The organism is Microbacterium azadirachtae (assembly GCF_000956545.1).
Taxonomy (GTDB): Bacteria; Actinomycetota; Actinomycetes; order Actinomycetales; family Microbacteriaceae; genus Microbacterium; species Microbacterium azadirachtae.
The window spans coordinates 1-15,732 of sequence record NZ_JYIT01000058.1 but is presented as its reverse complement, the minus strand read 5'-3'; the positions used below and the strand labels follow the sequence as shown (position 1 = coordinate 15,732).

Below are 15,732 nucleotides of genomic sequence, written 5' to 3'. Positions count from 1 at the left end.
GAATGATGACGTTCTCCCGCACCACCCTCCGCCTCGCCACGGCCACCCTGGCCATCGGCGCACTCGCCGCCCTGACCGCGTGCTCCTCCGGCACGGCCGCGGCCAAGCCCGACACTCCGATCGAGGTGCCCGGGACCAGTGCCGCGGGCAACAAGCACATGAACGACCTGTACAGCAAGGCCGTCGCCGACGGGAAGACGGACATCGTGGTCTACGGGCCCAGCGTCTCCTCCCAGAAGGCGCTGTTCAAGGCGTTCACGGACCGCTTCCCCGGCATCAAGGTCGTTCAGCAGGACCAGCCGGACGCGCAGAGCATCACCAAGATCGAGACCGAGGCGCAGAGCGGCAACCGTATCGCCGACATCTACGACGGCGGCGAGTCGCCGCAGGTCGCCGCGAAGGCAGATCTGTGCACCAAGGCCGACGTGCAGACGGCGCCGGACGGCTTCGAGATCCCGACGAACTTCGACGGACGCCTCACCTACTACGCGATGCGCTACTTCGTGTTCGTCTACAACACCGACACGGTCAAGGAGAACGAGGCCCCGAAGAACTGGAAGGACCTGCTCGACCCGAAGTGGAAGGGCAAGATCACGGTCGGCGACCCGACGGTGCCGGGCGGGATCCGCTACATCCTCACGTCGCTCATGGTGCCCGAGAGCGCCGACAAGTGGGGCAAGCCCTACGTCGAGGCGCTCGCGAAGCAGGACGTGCAGTTCGCCCAGTCCGAGCCGAACGTCCCCGCCGACGTCGCCAGCGGCCGCTTCCCGATCGGGATCGCGGTCTACCAGGGCTTCTACGAGGACGTGAAGGCGAAGGGCGGCCCGATCGCCGCGGTGTTCCCCCTCGATGACGGCGGCAACTTCATGTCCCGCACCGGCATGTGCATCGTGAACAAGGCCCCGCATGCGGACGCCGCGCAGCTCTACATCAACTGGCTGTACTCGCCGGAGGGGCAGAAGGCGCTCGCCGAGAAGAACAAGTCCTACGGCTGGACGCCGGACGCACCCGGCCCGCAGGGCGCGCCGGCGCTGAGCAAGCTCGGGCGTCTGCCGTTCTCCAACCCCGACCCGAACTTCAACCAGCCCTACTTCGACTTCATCAACACGCAGTTCAAGAAGTAGCGCTCGGCCCCGACCCCCACACGAGAGAGCACTGATCGGCATGACTGAGGTCCAGGTATCCGGACTGACCAAGCGCTACGGCGGCAAGACCGCTCTGCACGGATTGGATCTGACGATCGGATCCGGCGAGTTCGTCACCCTGCTCGGTCCTTCGGGCTGCGGCAAGACGACGACGCTGCGGTGCCTGGCCGGTCTCGAGCGCCCCACCGGTGGTCGCATCAGCATGGGCGATCGCATCGTCGTCGACACCGACCGGCGCACCTTCGTGCCGGCCGACAAGCGGCAGGTGGGCATGGTGTTCCAGAGCTACGCGCTCTGGCCGCACATGAGCGTGGCAGAGAACGTCGCGTACCCGCTCAAGGTCGCGAGGGTGGGGGCGGCCGAGCGCCGCACCCGCGTCGCGGACATGCTCTCCGCCGTGGGCCTCGCGGACTTCGAGAAACGTCCGGTCACCGCCCTGTCGGGCGGCCAGCAGCAGCGGGTGGCTCTCGCCCGCGCGCTGGCCGCCCGGCCGGGCATCATCTTCTACGACGAGCCGCTCTCCAACCTCGACTCCAAGCTGCGCTACCAGATGGGCCAGCAGGTCCGCGCGCTGCACAACCAGTTCGAGACGACCTCGGTCTACGTCACGCACGATCAGGAGGAGGCCATCACGCTCTCCGACCGGATCATCGTGATGAGCGAGGGGTCCATCGTGCAGGACGGGACACCCAGCGAACTGTACGACCGGCCGAACTCGGCGTACGTCGCCGACTTCATGGGCTTCCAGAACATCCTGCCCGGCACGATCCGCGCCGTGCGCGACGGCATCGCCGACGTCGAGGTCGACGGGACCTCGCTCGTCATCGCCGGGGTCGTGACCGGCGAGGCCGCGCCGGGGGAGCGGGCCGACATCGCGTTCCGGGCGGCGCACGCCCGGCTCATGCCCGCCGCCGAGCTCGCACCCGCCGCCGGGCGGTTCGCCGCGGTCGTCGAGCGCACCACGTACCTCGGCAGCGCCGTCAACCTCCTCGTCCGCGCCGATGGGCTGCCCCTGCGGGTCCGCGTCGAGACGGGCGAGATGGCCGCCGACGCGGTGCCGCACCCGGGCGACGGATACGGCTTCGCCGTCAACCCCGCTCGTGCCGTCGTCATCCCGCACCGGGTCGCCGCGGCGCCCTCGGAGGACGACTACCTGACCACCATGACCGATGCGATCGTCGCCGCCCACTGAGCGGACGAAGCCCGAGAGGAATACCCATGAGTGACCTGCCCACGCCCCGTTCCGACGCGCCGCGGATCCGCGAGCTCGCCGAGATCGGCGGCCGCTCGGACACGAGAGACGTGCTCGCCCACGCGACCAAGCAGGCGCGGGACGACTACGACGACTACTTCATCGTCGACATCGACGCCCACGTCTCGGAGGATCACTTCTGGGGGGAGGTGCTCGACCTCATCGACAACGACGTCTGGCGGGATCTGGGCATGAGCCAGTACGCCGGCTTCGCCGGCAACAACGCGCTCCTGAACATCCAGCCGGGCATGTCGCACCAGAGCGTCGGCGGACGCATCGGCCACCAGGGCCGGAAGGAGCCGGTCGAGGGCACGGAGGGGCATCCCTTCGTCACCGCCGCCCGGCGCGGCATGGACGCGATGGGCCTCGACTACCAGGTCGTGTTCCCCAGCGCGATGCTGCTGCTCGGCATGCACCCGCAGGACGAGGTCGAGGTCGTTCTGGGTCGGGCGTTCAACCGCTGGCTCACCGAGGTGATCCTGCCGCCGAACCCGCGCCTCAAGGGCATGCTCTACCTGCCCTACAACACCCCGGAGGTGTGTGAGGAGCTGGTCGAGAAGTACGCGGACAACGAGGGCATCATCGGCTACACGGTGTGCTCGACGCGCAACAACCCCGTGCACTCCGACGTCTACACGCGCCTCTACAAGCTCATCGAGGACAGCGGCAAGCCGCTCGCCTTCCACTCGGGCTACCACTGGGGGGACCCGTCGTTCGCGCAGCTGAACCGCTTCCTCTCCATGCACGCCCTCTCGTTCACGCACTACAACCAGATCCACGTCACGAACTGGATCATCAACGCCATGCCGGAGCGCTTCCCGAAGCTCAAGATGGTCTGGGTCGAGAGCGGCCTGGCCTGGATCCCCTTCCTCATGCAGCGGCTCGACCATGAGGTCCTCATGAGGCCGAGCGAGGCACCCGGTCTCAAGCGCCTCCCGAGCGAGTACATGAAGGAGATGTGGTACACCACCCAGCCCATGGAGCGCACGAACATGGAGCTCCTCGAGGCGACCATGAAGTCGTTCAACGCCGAGACCCAGCTGCTCTACTCATCCGACTGGCCGCACTGGGACTGGGACGCGCCGTCCACGATCACGCGCCTGCCGTTCCTCTCAGAACAGGCCAAGCGCAACATCCTCGGGCTGAACGCCGCGCGCGTGTTCAACCTCCCCACCGACCGCAAGAAGCCCTCCGCGGAGCGCGTGCTCCTCGAACGACCCGGGATCTCCTGACATGACTGAGAACACCATCACCACTGTCCCCGACATCGCCGAGCTCTCGGCCGTCATCACCCGCCTCGGCGAGCTCGTGCAGCACGTCGGCGACCAGGAGCTCGGCGCCGAGGTCTCCGACGAGCAGATCGCCGACGTGCTCTACGCGGCCGCGCGGCTGTTCTCTGCCAAGACCGACCGCGTCGGCAAGATCGCGTGGCCGATCCGCGAGGATGCGCTGAACGCGACCGAGACCGTCGTGCTCGTCACGGCGCTCCTGGATGCCGCCGATGTGAACCTCTTCGACATGGCGATCTGGTACCGGAGGGCCGAATGAGCGCGCAGGTCGTCCGACGCGACGTCGTGGTCGCCAGCCTCGCGGACCTGCAGGAGCGAGAGCGGATCGTCGTCGACGTCGAGGGCACCGAACTGGGCCTGTACTTCTACGCCGGGGAGGTGCGCGCCTGGTACAACGTCTGCCCGCACCAGGGCGGGCCGGTCTGCCAGGGCAAGACCATGCCGCGTACTGTGCAGCTCGTGCGGGGCGAAGGCGGCCTGAAGAGCGGCGGTCCGGGGTTCCACCCCACCGATCGCAACATCGTGTGCCCGTGGCACGGTTTCGAGTTCGACATCCTCACCGGCAAACACCCGGCGGATCACCGCGTCGGCCTGCGTCCGATCCCCGTGCGCATCGACGCCGACGACGTGATCGTCACGGTCTGACTCGACCGGTGCGTCTCCTCGGCCCGGCCGCCCCGCTCGCGAGCGCAGGGCGGCCGGGCCGCGTCGTTCGGGCGGCACCGGGCGGCGGTCGTAGGCTGGAGGGATGAGCGACTACCTCGTCCGGCCCGCGCGGGCCGGTGACGTCCAGGGCATCTACGCGCTGCTGGAGCCGCTCGTCGAGCGACGGATCCTGCTCGGCAAGGACATCGCGGTGCTCTACGGCGCCGTGCAGGAGTTCGTGGTCGCGGAGGCCGACGGCGCGCTGATCGGGTGCGGTGCCCTGCACGTCATGTGGGAGGACCTGGGGGAGGTGCGCACCCTGCTCGTCAAAGACGAGTGGATGCACCACGGCGTCGGGCGGGCGATCGTCGATCAGCTGGAGGCACATGCCAAGGTCCTCGGACTCAGCCGCCTGTTCTGCCTGACCTTCGAGGTCCCCTTCTTCGAGCGCCGCGGATTCGCGCCGATCGGGGAGCAGGTCGTGGATCCGGACGTGTACACCCAGCTGCTGCGCAGCGGGGACGAGGGTGTCGCGGAGTTCCTCGACCTCGCGCACGTGAAGCCCAACACGCTCGGCAACACGCGGATGCTGAAGCAGCTCTGAAGCCGACGACGAACCGGGCGTCATCCAGGGTGCGGCAGGAAGCGCCGCATAACCTGGAAGCATGACCCCTCGCCAGTCCGCCGCCGTCTATCGTCGACGCCGGATCGTGGTGCTCGGGGCCGTCATCGTCGTGCTCGCTCTGCTGATCGCTCTCGTGTGGGCGCTCACCGCGCGCGGCGGATCGGGAGCCACCCCGACTCCGGCGCCGAGCTCGCCGACGTCCACGCCGACGCCCAGCGCCCCGCCGGCCGCGCCGGATCCGACTGCCGACGCGAGCCCCGATCCCGGTGCGACCTCCGCGCCGACCAGCACCGCGGACGCGGGGCCGGTTCCGTGCACGGCCGCCGAGGTGCAGGTCACCGCCGTGACCGACCATGACACCTACTCGCCCGACGAGAACCCGCAGCTGTCGATCTCGCTCACGAACAAGAGCGCCAAGGACTGCACGATGAACGTCGGCACGACAACGCAGGTGTTCACGATCACGAGCGGCAGCGACACCTGGTGGCGCTCGACCGACTGCCAGCAGACGCCGAGCGACGCGGTCCAGACGATCAAGGCGGGCGCGACCATCACGAGCTCGACCCCTGTGGTGTGGGACCGGACGCGCTCCAGCGTGGACACCTGCGAGGCCACGGATCGCCAGCGCGCACCGGGCGGCGGCGCCGCCTACCGGCTGACGGTGGCGATCGGCGGGTTCCAGAGCACCAACCCGCTGCAGTTCCTGCTGAACTGACCGCCGCGAGGTCCGCGACGCGCGCGAATTGCGGCCGAAACTGCGCAACTGATGGGAAACGGTCGCCCCGGACCGTCCTTTGGGATACCATAGGAAAGGTCTTCGACATCTTGACGGGTCGCCATCCCCAGTGGCTTCGACAACTCAGCGTCCCCAGCGCATCGTCGTCCGTCCTCGAAGACGCGAGGGCCTCTTCTCCATCTGTCCCCAAGCGATGGAAGAAGGGGTCCTCCTCTCTTTCTCAGGGCAGGACGCCTCCCGTCCGGCGGGAGCGCCGTCTCTCGTAAGGTGGAACGATGGCCGCGAAGAAGTCGAAGAACAAGGCTCCCGCCGCCTCGGAGTTCCGCTCCGAGGCTCTCGCGCAGGCGCTGGAGAAGCAGGACATGGCGGCCGTCGCGCTCGCGCTGCGCAACGGGAACACCGTCGTGCCGCTCATCCGTCCCGGTGCCAGGGACAACCCGCTCGACGGCGGCGAGGTGTGGACGTACCGCGATCCGTCCACCGGGGACGTCGCGCTGCTGCTGTTCAGCGACGCGAAGAACAAGCCCGCCAACCTTCCCCCCGGCGTCGGCATCTACTCGCCGGCGTGGCTGCGCTCGTTCCTCACCGCGCACCGCGACGTGATCACGACCGTGTTCCTCGACATCGCCGGCCCGCATCCGATGCAGGCCCCGCCCGCCGAGCTGCTCCGCGCCCTCGACGCCTGACCCCGCCCCCGCCGCGCCGCGCTTCCCTACCTTCCGTCCATTTGCGTCAACCTGTGGTGCTGGGCCCTCTGAAGCCGCAGTTTGACGCAAATAGACGGAGCGGGACGGGGCGCTCGGGCGCGGGCGCGGCGGGTCAGAACGCGGGGACCTCGTCGTCGAGCCGCCGCGGCGCGCGGTGCGCCTTAACGTCGCCGAGGGCGCCGCGCAGCGTGGCCGAACGGTCATCGACCACGTGCGCGTAGCCGAGACGGGCCGCCTCCGAGCGGCGCTGCGCCGCCTGCGTGACGGCGCGCACCTCGCCCGCGAGGCTCAGCTCGCCCACGGCCGCGAGCGTGCGGGGCACCGCGTCGTTGGTCAGGGATCCGGCCACCGCGATCGCGATCGCGAGGTCGGCGGCCGGCTCCGTGAACCGCACGCCGCCGACGGTCGAGACGTACACGTCCTTGTCGCTGGTCTTGAAGCCCGCCCGTCGCTCGAGCACCGCGAGCACCATCGCGACACGCGACGAGTCGAGTCCGTTCACCACGCGGCGCGGGTTGGGCGCCTGGGTCGGAATGGTCAGCGCCTGCACCTCGACCGGCATCGCCCGCCGGCCCTCGAGCGCGATCGCCACGCAGGTGCCGGGCTCGGGGCGTCCGCGGGACAGGAACAGGCTCGACGGATCCGGAACCTCCGCGATGCCGGATCCGGTCATCTCGAAGCAGCCCACCTCGTCTGTGGGCCCGAAGCGGTTCTTCAGCGCGCGGATGAAGCGCAGCGACGTCTGCCGGTCGCCCTCGAAGTGGCAGACCACGTCGACCAGGTGCTCCAGGATCCGCGGACCCGCGACCTGGCCGTCCTTCGTGACATGGCCCACGATGACGATCGGCAGATCCCGCTCCTTGGCCACCCGGATCAGGGCGGCGGCGACCTCGCGCACCTGTGCGGGCTGACCCGCGGCGCCGTCCGACAGCGCTGAGGCGACCGTCTGCACCGAGTCGACGATCACGAGCTCGGGGGAGACCTCCTCGATGTGGCCCAGGATCGTGCCGAGATCCGTCTCGGCGGCGAGATACAGCTCGTCGTGGAGGGCCCCGGTGCGCTCAGCGCGCAGCCGTACCTGCGCGGTGGACTCCTCGCCGCTCGCGTACAGCACCCGGCGGCCCGCTCGGGCACCGGCGGCCGCGACCTCGAGCAGCAGCGTCGACTTGCCGACGCCGGGCTCGCCGCTGAGCAGGATCGCCGCTCCGGGCACGATGCCGCCGCCCAGGACGCGGTCGAACTCGGCCACTCCGCTCGACCGCCGCGGCGACTCGGCCGATGTGAGCGAGGTGATGGGCCGCGCCTGACGCCCGGCGGCCGGGGCGGTCGCCTCGACGCGCCGCACGATCCCGGTCTGTGCGGCCTGCTCCGCCACGGTGCCCCACTGCTGGCACTCGCCGCAGCGGCCCACCCACTTCGCCGTCGTCCAGCCGCACTCGGTGCAGACGTACGCGGGGGCGGAGGGTTTCCGGGAGGCCATGGGTTCAGGCTATCCGGGACCGCCGACAGCGCGGGGCAGCGGCCGCGGCCCGACACGACGCAGGAGAAGGCAGGTGGATGGGTGCGGATCCAGCCGTCATGCCCGGGATCTCCTGCGTTGTGCTCTGGCGGGCGGCGACGTGGTGGACGCGCGACGGCGCGGGCGATGACAGTGCGGACGGGCGACAGTGCGGGTCGGGTCCGGGGACAGGGATGGCGTCGGACAGGGACGTCGCCCCCGCCGAACCCGTACGCTCGGAGGCACTGACGAAGGAGCGCGCATGGGGCAGGGCAGCACGTACCGCACGGTCGAGGAGCAGCAGGAGCGGGTGCTCGCCGCCGTGCGCCCCCGAGAGCCGGAGACCGTGCCGATCGCCGAGGCGGGCGGGCGGGTGCTCGCGGCCGACGCCCATGCGGCGAACCCGGTGCCGGCCTTCGACAACTCCGGCATGGACGGGTTCGCGGTGCGCTTCACCGACGTCGCGAGCGCGGCCGACGGATCGCCCGTGACCCTGCGGGTCACGGCGGACCTTCCGGCCGGAAGCGCGGAGGATCCGCCTCTCGCCCCGGGTTGCGCCGTGCGCATCATGACCGGATCCGCCCTGCCGACCCAGGCCGACACGATCGTGCCCTTCGAGGACACGGCCGGCGGGCTCGCCGACTCCCTGGAGACGGCCGTGGTGCGGCGAGCGCCGCGGGAAGCGGGAGCGCACGTGCGTCGCGCCGGAGCCGATGCGGCCGCGGGCGCGCTGGTGCTCCCGGCCGGCACGCTGCTGGGCCCGCGGCAGGTGTCCGCGCTCGCCTCCGTCGGCGTCGCCGAGGTGCAGGTCGCGCCCCGCCCGCGGGTGGCGGTCGTGTCGACGGGATCCGAGCTGGTCCCGCCCGGCGCGCCCCTGCGCCGCGGACAGATCCCGGAGTCGAACTCGCTCCTGCTGTCGGGTCTCGCCGCCGAGGCCGGGGCCGAGGTCGTGCTGCGCACCGTGGTCGGCGACGAGGGCGACGGCCCTGCGGACGCGGTTGCGCACGCCACTCGGCGGGGCGCCGATGTGGTGATCTTCTCGGGCGGGGTGAGCGCCGGAGCCTATGAGCCCGTGCGGCAGAGCCTCGCCGGTGTCATGGAGTTCGGACCCGTGGCGATGCAGCCCGGCAAGCCGCAGGCGTTCGGCGTGACCCCCGAGGGCGTGCTCCTGTTCGGGCTGCCGGGCAATCCGGTCAGTGCGGCCGTCTCGTTCGAGACGTTCGTGCGCCCGGCGCTGCTGAGCCTGCAGGGCCGCAGCGCCGTCTTCCGCCCGGTGCGTCGCGTGCCGGCGGGGGCTGCGTGGCGCACGCCCCCGGGCCGCCGCCAGTACGTGCCCGCCGTGGTCGTCGACGGTGCGGTCGTGCCGGCGTCGCGGGGAGGATCCGGATCGCACCTGAGCGTCGGGCTCGGCGGGGCGACCGCGTACGCCGTGGTGCCGGCCGAGATCGACGAGGTGCAGGTGGGCGATCTCGTCGACGTGATGGATCTGGACTGAGCGTCATGTCCGCATCCGCCCCGTCGGGGGGCTCCGCACCCGTGGCCGCCGTCGTGCTCGTGGGCGGCCGGGCGCGACGGATGGGCGGGGCCGCGAAGCACCTGCTCCCGCTCGGAGGCTCCACGCCCTGGCGTCGGGCCCTCTCCGCACTGGCCGACCACGGGATCGCCCCGGTCGTCGCCGTCGGACCAGCCCCGGACGAGACCGCGCCCGAGGCCGGCGCGAAGGACGCGGGTGCGGTGACCTGGGTGCGGGAGGAGCCTCCGTTCGGCGGTCCGGTCGCGGCGCTCGCCGCCGCTCTTGCGCTTCCCGCGCTCGCGCGCGCCGAGGAGATCCTGCTCCTTGCGGGCGACCTCGCCGATCCCGAGGCCGTCGTGACCCGCCTCATGTGCCGGGATCCGACCCCCTCCGCTCCGTCACTGGTCGCCGATTGCGGACATGAACCCCGCGAAGCCGCAATCCGCGGCCCGCGAGCAGCTGGGACCCTGCCTGAGGGGGTGGCGTCCGAGGGGGCGGGCGCCCTTCCCGACGGATCCGCCGCCGGCGTCGTGTTCCGGGCCGAGGGGCGGCCGCAGTGGCTCGCCGGACGCTACCGCGTCGCCGCGGTGAGGGCGGCGCTCGCCGCCCTCGGGGAGGTCGAGGGCGCCTCCTGCCGCGCGCTCCTCGGCGGCCTTCCGATCCGATGGATCCCGGACGAGGATGGGACCAGCGCCGACATCGACACCCCCGACGACCTCGCACGCGCCCGCGCCGACGCCGACCGATCAGAGGAGCCCGCATGACAGAGAACGACCGCACGCTTCCCCCGGAGGCGCTCGACGACTGGGCGGCCGTGCTGCGCGAGCGGTTCGCTCTCGCGGAGGACGATCTGCCGATCGCGCTGATCCTCGACCTCGCCCGCGACGTGGCGAACGGCGTGGCCCGCCCGGCGGCTCCGTTCAGCGCGTTCGTCGCCGGCCTCGTCGCCGGACGTGCGGGCGGCAGCCCCGGCGACGTGCGCGCCGTGGTCGCCGCGATCTCCGAGCTGGCGCTCGCCCACCGGTCCGATCCGGGGACCTGATCCGCGCGGAAGAGGATCCCGTTCCGCGCGGAAAGGCGCCCCCGCCGGGGCCTGGATCCGTGAACCGCATGGTCGCGATCCGAAGCTCCTATTGCGCGGAGCATTATTCACGGCCGCACGACCCTTCCGAAGGCGGGGGCGATGCGAGTATGGAGCCATGGCCAGCGCCGGGCCCGTCTGCGGGCCGATCTCCAGTTATTCGCGTGTGCGGATCCTGCACCTCGTGCAGTCGCGACCCCGCCGCACGATCGGCGAGCTGTGCGAGGCGACCTCGCTGCACCCGAACACCGTGCGCGAGCATCTGCAGCGGCTGATCGAGGGCGGCTACGTCGTGCAGGCCACCGAGCAGCGCACCACCCGGGGCCGGCCGCGCGTGCTGTACAGCGCGGCCACCGGGGCTCCCGGGGCCACGAGCCCGGTCGCGCAGCAGAAGGCGGGTGCCGCCGCCCGCCGGGGTGACCTGCTGCGCCGCATGCTGCAGACGGATCCGTCCGAGCTCGGGCGCCGCGCCACCTATCAGCTCGACGCCCTCGTCGAGCATCTCGAGGAGAGCGGCTTCGAGCCCGTCATCGATGAGGACCGGCTCACGGTCGAGCTGACACCGTGCCCGCACGCCGCCGCGCGTCCAGAGCACCGGCCGGTGCTGTGCCAGGTGCACCTGGGCCTCATGCAGGGCGTGCTGGCGCAGGCCGGCGGCCCTCTCGCCGCGCGCTGCGTGCGTTCGGCCGCCCGCCCCGAGGAATGCACGGTGGAGCTGGTCCGCACCGGATCCGGCGATGCCGATCCGTGCGATCCCCGACTGAGCACGGCAGAATTCGACGACAGAGCAGGATCCGCGAACACAGGAGGCGTCGCGCATGGACTGGCTTGATCCCCTCGTCCTGTCCCGGTGGCAGTTCGGGCTGACGACCGTCTACCACTACCTGTTCGTGCCGCTCACGATCGGCATGGCCACGGTCACCGCGATCTTCCAGACGGTGTGGGTGCGCACCGGGAAGATCGAATATCTGCACCTCACCCGCTTCTTCGCGAAGATCTTCCTCATCAACTTCGCCATGGGCGTCGTGACCGGCATCGTGCAGGAGTTCCAGTTCGGCATGAACTGGTCGGACTACTCGCGCTTCGTCGGCGACGTGTTCGGCGCGCCGCTCGCGTTCGAGGGGCTCCTCGCCTTCTTCCTCGAGGCGACGTTCATCGGCCTGTGGATCTTCGGCTGGGACAAGCTGCCGAAGAAGGTGCACCTCGCGACGATCTGGGGCACCGCGATCGGCACGATCCTGTCGGCCTACTTCATCATCGCCGCCAACGCGTTCATGCAGAACCCGGTCGGCTACACGTACAACGCGGCGACGAACCGCGCCGAGCTCACCGACTTCTGGGCGCTGCTGACCAACAAGGTCGCGCTCGCCGCGTTCCCGCACACGATCTTCGGCGCGCTGATGTTCGCGACCGGCGTCGTGATCTCGGTCTCGGCCTGGCACATCTCCCGCGGGCAGCACGTCGACACGCTGCGGCCGGCGCTGAAGTTCGGCCTGTGGGGCATGCTCGTCGCGACGGCGGGCGTCGTCCTGTCCGGCGATCAGCTGGGACTCGCGATGGTCAGCACCCAGCCGATGAAGATGGCCGCCGCGGAGGCGATGTTCAACTCGAGCTGCGGGGCGGACGCCTCGTTCTCGCTGTTCTCGATCGGCACGCCCGACGGCACCGGCGAGATCTGGTCGCTGCGGGTGCCGTATCTGCTCGCCTTCCTGTCGACGCACGACCTGAACGGCTGCGTGGAGGGCATCAACGACCTGAACGCGCAGTACGCGCAGCAGTTCGCCTCCACCGGGCTCACCGAGTTCACCCCTGTGCTGTGGATCACCTACTGGGCGTTCCGCTGGATGATCGGCCTCGGCATGCTGCACGCCTTCATCGCCCTCGTGGGTCTGTGGATCACGCGCAAGGGCGCCAAGAAGCCGCCGGCGCCCTGGATGTGGAAGATCGCGATCTGGTCGTTCCCGCTCGCCCTCGGCGCCAACATCGTCGGCTGGGTCTTCACCGAGATGGGGCGTCAGCCCTGGATCGTGTTCAGTCTCATGACGACGAAGAACGGCGTCTCGCCGGGGGTGAGCGGCGTCGAGGTGCTCATCTCGCTCATCGCCTTCACGCTGATCTACGCCTCTCTCGCTGTCGTCGAGGTCGGGCTCATCGTCCGGGCCGCCAAGAAGGGGCCGGACACCACTGAGAAGCATGACGAGGACGCGCCCGTCCCGTCGGTCGTGTACTGAGGAAGGAGAGACGGACATGGATCTCGCAACGCTCTGGTTCTGGATCGTCGCCCTGTTCTTCGTGGGCTACTTCGTGCTCGACGGCTTCGACTTCGGCGTCGGGATGTCGCTGCCGTTCCTCGGCAGGGACGACGTGTCCCGCCGCCAGGTGATCAACACCATCGGCCCCGTGTGGGATCTCAACGAGACCTGGGTGATCGTGGCGGGCGCGTGCCTGTTCGCCTCGTTCCCGGAGTGGTACGCGTCGCTGTTCAGCGGCTTCTACCTGCCGCTGCTGCTGATCCTGCTCGCGCTCATCCTGCGCGGCGTCTCGTTCGAGTACCGGCACCAGAAGGACGACCCGCGCTGGCGCCGCCGTTTCGACACGATGATCATCATCGGATCCGCCGTGCCCGCACTGCTGTGGGGCGTCGCGTTCGGGAACATCGTGCAGGGCGTCGCGCTCGACGAGCGGCACATCTTCCGCGGGACCGTGTTCGACCTGCTGAACCCGTACGGCCTCCTCGTGGGCGTGACCACCCTGCTGCTCTTCTTCCTGCACGGGCTGTACTTCGTGGCGCTGAAGACCGACGGCGTCGTGCACGAGCGCGCCCGGCGCGTGGCCCGGCTGGCGGCACTGCCGACCGTGCTCGCTGCCGCGGGCACCGTGGTGTGGACGATCGTGATCGCCGCGGGGCGCCTGTCGCTGCTGGGGGCCGTGATCGCGCTCGGCGGCGTCGCCGCGGTGTCCCTCATCGCGTCGGTCGTCCTCTCGCTGCGCGGACGGGACGGCTGGGCCTTCGCGGCCGGGGTCGTGACGATCCTCACCGCGGTGCTCATGCTCTTCTCGGCCCTGTTCCCGAACGTGCTGCCGTCGATGATCGATCCCGCGAACTCGCTGACGATCCAGAACGCGTCCAGCACGCCGCTCACCCTGCAGATCATGAGCTGGACGGCGCTCATCGCGATGCCGCTCGTCCTGGCCTACCAGACGTGGACGTACTGGGTGTTCCGCAAGCGCGTGCGCCGGTCGACGATCGAGGCGGCGCCCGCGCACGCATGACGCCGACGCTCACGACGCACACCGCGCACACCGCGAGGACGGCTGCAGGATCCGGCGACGGATGCCGGGCGTTCTCCCCGGATCGATCCGGCACGCGTCGCCGGATCCGGCAGCCGTCGCGCCGGGCGCGGCGACGGTGAGCCGATGAAGCCGATCGATCCGCGGCTGCTGCGCTGGGCGCCCGCTGCGCGGACGTACCTCGCCGTTTCGGCGGGCATCGCCCTCGTGCAGACGGCGGTCGTCATCGCGTTCGCCGGCCTGCTCGCGACCGGCATCACCGCCGTCGCGGAGGGGCGCTCGCCGGCCGGCGCGCTGCCGTGGCTCGCGTTGGTCGTGGTCGTGCGCGCCGTGCTGCTGTGGGTCTCGGAGGCCTGGGGCGCCAGGGCCGCGGCGCAGACCGGGCGAGAGCTGCGCGACGCCCTGCTCGACGCGATCGCACGGCGAGGGCCCGCGTGGCTGGGCGAGCGCAACCGCTCAGCGCTGGCGGTGATCGCGGGTCACGGCCTCGACGCGCTGGATCCGTACTTCGCCCGCTACATCCCGCAGCTCGTGCTCACCGCGATCGCGACGCCGGTGATCGTCGTCGTGATGTGGTGGCAGGACTGGCCGAGCGGGCTCGCGGCCGTGGTGACGCTGCCGCTCATCCCGCTGTTCCTGATCCTGATCGGCATCGCCACGCGCGGCGTGCAACGGCGGCAGCTGACGGTGCTGCAGACGCTCGCCGCGCGCTTCGCCGACACCGTGCAGGGCCTCGCGACGCTGCGGCTGTTCGGACGGGAGCGTCGTGCCGCCGCCCGCATGCGGGAGACGGCGGAGCAGTACCGGCGCGAGACTCTGCGCGTGCTGCGGTATTCCTTCCTCTCCGGGTTCGCGCTGGAGCTGCTGTCGTCGCTGGCGGTCGCGATCATCGCGGTGTCGGTCGGGCTGCGGCTCCTCGACGGCGAGCTGACCCTCGGCGTCGGGCTGTTCGTCCTGCTCCTGGCGCCCGAGGCGTTCCTGCCGCTGCGGCAGGTGGGCGTGCAGTTCCATGCCGCGGCCGAGGGCGTCGCCGCGACCGAGGACGTGTTCGAGATCCTGGACGCGTCTGCCGCGCCTCCCACCGGCGCTCACAGGGCGATGTCGGTCGCGACACCGCCCTCGGGACAGCCGACATCGCTCCTCGACACGGGATCCGGGATCCGGCTGGTCGTCGACGGGGTCGCGGTGCGCCACAGGGAGCGACGGCTGCCCGAGGTGTCGTTCACGGCTGAGCCCGGCACGGTGACGCTCGTGGAGGGGCGCAGCGGATCCGGCAAGTCGAGTCTGCTCGCGGCGCTGCGCGGCGCGGTCGCGTACGACGGGTCGATCCGCGTGGACGGCGCGGCGACGGCGGATCCGTCCTCGTGGCTCGCGTGGGCGGGGCAGCGCCCGGGCCTGATCCGCGGCACGATCGCGGCGAACGTCGCCCTCGGCGACTCCGCGCCCGACGCCGCCCGGGTGCGCGCGGCGCTCGACGACGCCGCGGCCGCCGACCTCGATCCCGCTCAGGAGCTCGGCGTGCAGGGGGCCGGGCTCTCCGGCGGGCAGGCGCAGCGGGTCGGCGTGGCCCGCGCGCTCTACCGGCTGTGGTCGGGTGCCCGCGTGCTGGTGCTCGACGAGCCCTCCAGCGCCCTGGACGCGGCGACCGAGGACCGGCTGTGGCGTGCGATCCGGCGTGCGGCCGACGGCGGCGCCACCGTGCTCCTCGTCTCGCACCGGCACTCGGCCCGCGCGATCGCCGACCGGGTGGTGCGCATCGGGGAGGCCGAGTCGGCCGCCGACACGACCCTCAGGTCCGCTCCCGGGGCAGGGAGCACCGCTTCTGGGCCGTCGGAACGGCAGCCTTCGCGACCGGAGCCGATCGCGGATCCGGAGCCGGGTCCGGAGCCGGATCCGATCCCCGATCTTCCTGCCTCGGTCGGCGGGATCCTGCGTCTCGCGATGCCCCGC

The 15,732-nt window shown here is 71.1% G+C and carries 16 protein-coding genes; 15 read left to right on the top strand and 1 reads right to left on the bottom strand.

Annotated elements, in window-relative coordinates:
* Positions 1–5 precede the first annotated feature (5 nt).
* The 8 genes from RL72_RS03455 to RL72_RS03420 all read left to right on the top strand — a co-directional run bounded on the left by RL72_RS03455 (position 6) and on the right by RL72_RS03420 (position 6,378).
* On the top strand, positions 6–1,124 hold the full coding sequence (locus tag RL72_RS03455; protein ID WP_045249419.1) for an ABC transporter substrate-binding protein: 1,119 nt from the start codon (positions 6–8) through the stop codon (positions 1,122–1,124).
* A 40-nt stretch (positions 1,125–1,164) separates the two neighbouring features.
* Positions 1,165–2,337 carry an ABC transporter ATP-binding protein gene (locus RL72_RS03450; RefSeq protein ID WP_045249418.1) on the top strand — a complete coding sequence of 391 codons (1,173 nt, stop codon included), beginning with the start codon at positions 1,165–1,167 and terminating at the stop codon, positions 2,335–2,337.
* Positions 2,338–2,363: 26 nt separating this feature from the next.
* Complete coding sequence (locus RL72_RS03445) at positions 2,364–3,629, top strand: amidohydrolase family protein (RefSeq protein WP_052674159.1); 1,266 nt, start codon at positions 2,364–2,366, stop codon at positions 3,627–3,629.
* Between the two features lies 1 nt (position 3,630).
* Positions 3,631–3,945 carry a hypothetical protein gene (locus RL72_RS03440; RefSeq protein WP_045249417.1) on the top strand — a complete coding sequence of 105 codons (315 nt, stop codon included), beginning with the start codon at positions 3,631–3,633 and terminating at the stop codon, positions 3,943–3,945.
* Positions 3,942–4,331: a Rieske (2Fe-2S) protein gene (locus tag RL72_RS03435; RefSeq protein WP_045249416.1), complete on the top strand. Its 390-nt coding sequence runs from the start codon at positions 3,942–3,944 to the stop codon at positions 4,329–4,331. The genes RL72_RS03440 and RL72_RS03435 overlap by 4 nt, the downstream gene beginning before the upstream one ends.
* Before the next feature lie 103 nt (positions 4,332–4,434).
* Positions 4,435–4,935: an amino-acid N-acetyltransferase gene (locus RL72_RS03430; RefSeq protein ID WP_045249415.1), complete on the top strand. Its 501-nt coding sequence runs from the start codon at positions 4,435–4,437 to the stop codon at positions 4,933–4,935.
* Between the two features lie 61 nt (positions 4,936–4,996).
* A complete protein-coding gene (locus RL72_RS03425; RefSeq protein ID WP_045249414.1) occupies positions 4,997–5,671 on the top strand; it encodes a hypothetical protein in 675 nt (224 codons plus the stop codon).
* 296 nt (positions 5,672–5,967) lie between these two features.
* On the top strand, positions 5,968–6,378 hold the full coding sequence (locus RL72_RS03420; protein ID WP_045249413.1) for a hypothetical protein: 411 nt from the start codon (positions 5,968–5,970) through the stop codon (positions 6,376–6,378).
* A 133-nt stretch (positions 6,379–6,511) separates the two neighbouring features.
* On the opposite strand, the gene radA is transcribed toward RL72_RS03420, so the two are convergent.
* The gene (radA, locus tag RL72_RS03415; protein ID WP_045249412.1) at positions 6,512–7,879 is read right to left on the bottom strand and encodes a DNA repair protein RadA; all 1,368 of its coding nucleotides are present in this window, start codon (positions 7,877–7,879) and stop codon (positions 6,512–6,514) included.
* A 280-nt stretch (positions 7,880–8,159) separates the two neighbouring features.
* On the opposite strand from radA, the gene RL72_RS03410 reads away from it, so the two are divergent.
* From RL72_RS03410 to cydD, 7 genes are all read left to right on the top strand, one after another.
* On the top strand, positions 8,160–9,392 hold the full coding sequence (locus RL72_RS03410; RefSeq protein ID WP_045249411.1) for a molybdopterin molybdotransferase MoeA: 1,233 nt from the start codon (positions 8,160–8,162) through the stop codon (positions 9,390–9,392).
* 5 nt (positions 9,393–9,397) lie between these two features.
* The gene (mobA, locus tag RL72_RS03405; protein WP_045249410.1) at positions 9,398–10,174 is read left to right on the top strand and encodes a molybdenum cofactor guanylyltransferase; all 777 of its coding nucleotides are present in this window, start codon (positions 9,398–9,400) and stop codon (positions 10,172–10,174) included.
* Complete coding sequence (locus RL72_RS03400; RefSeq protein ID WP_045249409.1) at positions 10,171–10,452, top strand: DUF6457 domain-containing protein; 282 nt, start codon at positions 10,171–10,173, stop codon at positions 10,450–10,452. Before mobA ends, RL72_RS03400 begins: the two co-directional genes overlap by 4 nt.
* Before the next feature lie 157 nt (positions 10,453–10,609).
* A complete protein-coding gene (locus tag RL72_RS03395) occupies positions 10,610–11,323 on the top strand; it encodes a helix-turn-helix transcriptional regulator (protein ID WP_082072015.1) in 714 nt (237 codons plus the stop codon).
* Positions 11,310–12,722 carry a cytochrome ubiquinol oxidase subunit I gene (locus RL72_RS03390; RefSeq protein WP_045249408.1) on the top strand — a complete coding sequence of 471 codons (1,413 nt, stop codon included), beginning with the start codon at positions 11,310–11,312 and terminating at the stop codon, positions 12,720–12,722. The genes RL72_RS03395 and RL72_RS03390 overlap by 14 nt, the downstream gene beginning before the upstream one ends.
* A gap of 16 nt (positions 12,723–12,738) precedes the next feature.
* Entirely contained in the window at positions 12,739–13,764 is a 1,026-nt protein-coding gene (gene cydB, locus RL72_RS03385) for a cytochrome d ubiquinol oxidase subunit II (RefSeq protein ID WP_045249407.1), read from the top strand.
* A 144-nt stretch (positions 13,765–13,908) separates the two neighbouring features.
* A partial coding sequence (cydD, locus tag RL72_RS03380; protein ID WP_156156681.1) for a thiol reductant ABC exporter subunit CydD occupies positions 13,909–15,732 on the top strand: 1,824 nt, incomplete at its 3' end.

Bases quoted from the DNA above. Each gene is read 5' to 3' on its own strand.
- RL72_RS03425 (WP_045249414.1), top strand. From the start codon at position 4,997: ATGACCCCTCGCCAGTCCGCCGCCGTCTATCGTCGACGCCGGATCGTG.
- RL72_RS03395 (WP_082072015.1), top strand. From the start codon at position 10,610: ATGGCCAGCGCCGGGCCCGTCTGCGGGCCGATCTCCAGTTATTCGCGT.
- RL72_RS03440 (WP_045249417.1), top strand. From the start codon at position 3,631: ATGACTGAGAACACCATCACCACTGTCCCCGACATCGCCGAGCTCTCG.
- cydB (WP_045249407.1), top strand. From the start codon at position 12,739: ATGGATCTCGCAACGCTCTGGTTCTGGATCGTCGCCCTGTTCTTCGTG.
- RL72_RS03430 (WP_045249415.1), top strand. From the start codon at position 4,435: ATGAGCGACTACCTCGTCCGGCCCGCGCGGGCCGGTGACGTCCAGGGC.
- mobA (WP_045249410.1), top strand. From the start codon at position 9,398: ATGTCCGCATCCGCCCCGTCGGGGGGCTCCGCACCCGTGGCCGCCGTC.
- RL72_RS03445 (WP_052674159.1), top strand. From the start codon at position 2,364: ATGAGTGACCTGCCCACGCCCCGTTCCGACGCGCCGCGGATCCGCGAG.
- radA (WP_045249412.1), bottom strand. From the start codon at position 7,879: ATGGCCTCCCGGAAACCCTCCGCCCCCGCGTACGTCTGCACCGAGTGC.
- RL72_RS03420 (WP_045249413.1), top strand. From the start codon at position 5,968: ATGGCCGCGAAGAAGTCGAAGAACAAGGCTCCCGCCGCCTCGGAGTTC.
- RL72_RS03455 (WP_045249419.1), top strand. From the start codon at position 6: ATGACGTTCTCCCGCACCACCCTCCGCCTCGCCACGGCCACCCTGGCC.
- RL72_RS03450 (WP_045249418.1), top strand. From the start codon at position 1,165: ATGACTGAGGTCCAGGTATCCGGACTGACCAAGCGCTACGGCGGCAAG.
- RL72_RS03390 (WP_045249408.1), top strand. From the start codon at position 11,310: ATGGACTGGCTTGATCCCCTCGTCCTGTCCCGGTGGCAGTTCGGGCTG.
- RL72_RS03410 (WP_045249411.1), top strand. From the start codon at position 8,160: ATGGGGCAGGGCAGCACGTACCGCACGGTCGAGGAGCAGCAGGAGCGG.
- RL72_RS03400 (WP_045249409.1), top strand. From the start codon at position 10,171: ATGACAGAGAACGACCGCACGCTTCCCCCGGAGGCGCTCGACGACTGG.
- RL72_RS03435 (WP_045249416.1), top strand. From the start codon at position 3,942: ATGAGCGCGCAGGTCGTCCGACGCGACGTCGTGGTCGCCAGCCTCGCG.